The organism is Limibacillus sp. (genome assembly GCA_037379885.1).
In the GTDB taxonomy this organism is placed as follows: Bacteria; Pseudomonadota; Alphaproteobacteria; order Kiloniellales; family CECT-8803; genus JARRJC01.
The window spans coordinates 1-3,630 of sequence record JARRJC010000103.1; the positions used below are offsets into that span (position 1 = coordinate 1).

3 protein-coding genes are annotated in these 3,630 nt (G+C 67.5%); 2 read left to right on the forward strand and 1 reads right to left on the reverse strand.

Annotated features, from left to right (window positions below; all coding sequences use genetic code 11):
• The first annotated feature begins 288 nt into the window (after positions 1-288).
• Both P8X75_14860 and sodC read left to right on the forward strand, forming a co-directional pair.
• Complete coding sequence (locus P8X75_14860) at positions 289-1,974, forward strand: peptidoglycan DD-metalloendopeptidase family protein (GenBank protein MEJ1996461.1); 1,686 nt, start codon at positions 289-291, stop codon at positions 1,972-1,974.
• 174 nt (positions 1,975-2,148) lie between these two features.
• Positions 2,149-2,721, forward strand: coding sequence for a superoxide dismutase [Cu-Zn] SodC (gene sodC / locus P8X75_14865; protein ID MEJ1996462.1), 573 nt, complete (start codon positions 2,149-2,151; stop codon positions 2,719-2,721).
• 42 nt (positions 2,722-2,763) lie between these two features.
• On the opposite strand, the gene P8X75_14870 is transcribed toward sodC, so the two are convergent.
• On the reverse strand, positions 2,764-3,630 hold an 867-nt coding region (locus P8X75_14870), incomplete at its 5' end, for an AAA family ATPase (GenBank protein ID MEJ1996463.1).

Sequence of the window (3,630 nt, forward strand, 5' to 3'; positions counted from 1 at the left end):
CTCCCGGCCCTGGGCCGCCTCCCGCCCCAGCGATCGCTTTGACGACCGCTTTGACGACCGCTTTGGCAACCGAAAGCACCGCGGCGGCGGGCCGCGAGGGCGCTCGCCCTCTTGCTCACCATCTTGATTGACAGGATTCAAGGAATTCCGCATTTTAAACAATCTGTTTCAAGGAGTTCGGAGCGGGCTGTTAATCCCGTGCTAACCGAGCTCGCGCCAGACTGTCTGCGTGGCCCGGTGGGGGGCCGTCGCCGGTAGAGGCCAAACCGAGAGACCAAGGGGACGTTCATGCAGATCGATCCGGATTCGCGCCGTCGAGTCTTTAGAAGGATTGCGCTTGGCGGCGCGCTCCTGACGCTTCCCATGATCGGGTACGGTCTGGGCTACATGCAGGGCAGCAGCGCGCCTGAGCCCGCCCCCCGCGAGATCGTGCTGAATGAGGCGCCCGCGCAAGACAAGGCGCCCGCGCAAGCGGCGCCCACGGTCGAGCTTGCCGAGGCCGGCGCCGCGCAACAGCAGCCTGCGACGCCGGAGCCGGAGGTCCTGCCCGAAGAACCGCTCGCCGCCGACAGCGCGCCCCAGCCCGAGTCCCTCGAGCTGGCCGCCGATCTGACGGCGCCGACAGCGGAAGCCGAGGCCGTCTTCTCGAACCCCGCTGACGAAGCCGCCCCTGCCGAGAAGCTCGGCATGGAGGAGGCCGCGCTGCTGCAGCCCGCGGTGACGCGCAAAGCCGCCGAAGAGGCAGGCGACCTCGACGGCGGGGTCGTGGCGCTGACGACCGAGGAACTGCCCGAGGACCCGCTGCGCACCGAGACCCTGACGGTAGAGAGCGGCGACACGCTCATGGGTCTCCTGACCGAAGCCGGGATCGCCCGGGGCGAAGCCTATGAAGCCATCACCGCGCTTGAGGAAGTCTTCTCGCCGCGCCGTCTGCGCGCCGGGCAGGAGATCACCGTGGCGCTCAGCGACGAGGCGGAGGCGGCGTCGCTCATGAGCCTCGTCCTGCAGCCGGACCCCGAGACTGACGTCTCCGTCGACCGGGGCGACAGCGGTTCCTTCGTGGCGCTCGCCAAGCCGCGCGAGCTGACGCGCGGCGCCGAGTACGGACGCGGCACCATCGAAAGCTCTCTCTACGAGGCCAGCCTTTCCGCCGGCATGCCGCATGGCACGCTGATGGAGTTGATCCGCGTCTTTTCCTTCGACGTCGACTTCCAGCGCGACATCCACAAGGGGGACGGCTTCGAAGTCGTCTACGATCTGCTCTACGACAAGGACGGTGAGATCGCCAAGACCGGCGAGGTCCGTTTCGCCAGCCTGATCCTGGGCGGCAAGGAACGGCGCTACTACCGCTACACCACCGAAGAGGGCGAGACCGACTACTTCGACCCGGAAGGCAAGTCGGTGCGCCGCACGCTGATGCGCACGCCCATCGACGGGGCGCGGCTCTCCTCGCATTTCGGCATGCGCAAGCATCCCATCCTGGGCTATTCGCGCATGCACAAGGGCACGGACTTCGCGGCCCCCTCCGGCACGCCGATCTATGCGGCGGGCAACGGCAAGGTCGTGGTGGCCGGGCGCAACGGCGGCTACGGCAACTACATCCGCATCCGCCACAACAGCCGCTATCAGACCGCCTACGCCCACCTGAAGGGCTTCGCGCGCGGCATTTCCGCCGGCGCGCGCGTGGAACAGGGTCAGATCATCGGCTACGTGGGCACCACCGGCCGCTCCACCGGCCCCCACCTGCACTACGAGGTCCTGGTCGACGGCACCCAGGTCAACCCGCGCAACATCAAGCTGCCGACCGGCACGGTGCTCGCCGGGGCCGACCTGGAGAAGTTCCAGATCGAGCGGGCGAAGATCGAGCAGGAGCTGGCCGAGCTCAGCCTTGGCGCGACCCAGGTCGCCGAGGGCGAGCAGGATTGCCGCGGTAGCGAGGGCGCGCCCATCGAGCAGGGCTCCGGAGACTGCTGATCCAAACGCTTGGCCAGCGCGCCCACAGCACTGCACCCACAGCACTGCGCCCACAGCATAGCGCCGCCCCCTGGACGTTCCGTCTTTGCATGAGCGTTCGGTGAGCTAGGGGACTATACTCCGCGCCCAACGACAGCCCGGCTAATCGGGCTCGTCGAAGGAGGATCCCTCAGAATGACGAAGACCCCCGCTCTGGCCGCGCTCGCCCTAGTGGCGGCGTTCGGCGCGACGGCCCTTACCCAGAATGCGAGCTTTGCTCAGGAGGGCGAGGTGGTCGTTGACATGCACCTCGTCTCAGCCAATGGCATGGGCGATCCGCTCGGCACCATCACCATGAAGGACGGCAAATCCGGCCTCAACCTGGCGGTCAATTTCGCCAACACCCTTTCTCCCGGCCCCCATGGCTTCCATCTGCATGAGAACGGCAGCTGCGAAGCGATGGAAAAGGACGGTCAGATGGTCGCCGCGCTTGGCGCGGGCGGTCACTACGACCCCAGCGGCAGCGGCAGCCATCAGGGCCCCTCGGGCGAGGGTCACCTGGGCGACCTGCCGATCCTCTTCGTGCAGATCGATGAAGACGGCGCGACCGCGACCAAGCACACGCTGGTCGCCCCGCGCCTGACGCTAGCCGACGCGCGCGGCCGCGCCATCGTCATCCATGCGAACGGCGACAACTTCCGCGACGAGCCGAATCCGCTCGGCGGCGGCGGCGCACGCGTGGCTTGCGGCGTGGTTCCCGCTTCCTAAGTCTCCCCGGAACGAAGAACGCAGCGGTGAGAGGCGGCCCGGTCAGGCCGCCTCTTCCGTTTCCACCGACTCGCCGTTGATCACCAGGCCGTCTTCGCCGGCGCTGACCTTGACGGTCTCACCGTCGGCGATCCGCCCCTCCAGGATCATGGAGGCGAGCGGGTTCTGAAGCCGCCGCTGGATCACGCGCTTCAGGGGCCGCGCGCCATAGACCGGGTCGTACCCGGCCTCGCCCAGCCAGGCGAGCGCCTTGTCGTCCAGATCCAGGGTGATCTTGCGATCTTCCAGGAGCGCGCGCAGGCGTTCCAACTGAATCTCCACGATGGCCGCCATCTGAGAGCGTTGCAGCCTGTGGAACAGCAGGATCTCGTCCAGGCGGTTCAGGAACTCCGGCCGGAAGGCCCGGCGGACCACTTCCATCACCTCGCCGCGCACGGCCTCCGAATCCTCGCCCTCGGGCTGGTTGGCCAGCACCTCGGAGCCGAGGTTGGAAGTCATGACGATCAAGGTGTTGCGGAAGTCGACGGTGCGGCCCTGACCGTCGGTCAGGCGACCGTCGTCCAGCACCTGAAGCAGCACGTTGAAAACGTCCGGGTGCGCCTTTTCGACCTCGTCGAAGAGGATCACCTGATAGGGACGCCGCCGCACGGCCTCGGTGAGCGATCCGCCCTGCTCATAGCCGACATAGCCCGGAGGCGCGCCGATCAAGCGGGCCACGGCGTGCTTTTCCATGAACTCCGACATGTCGATGCGGACCATGGCGTTCTCGTCGTCGAACAGGAACTCCGCGAGCGCGCGGGTCAGCTCGGTCTTGCCGACGCCGGTGGGCCCCAGGAACAGGAAGGAGCCGATCGGCCTATTCGGGACTTGCAACCCGGCCCGCGCGCGTCTTACGGCGTTGGAGACGGC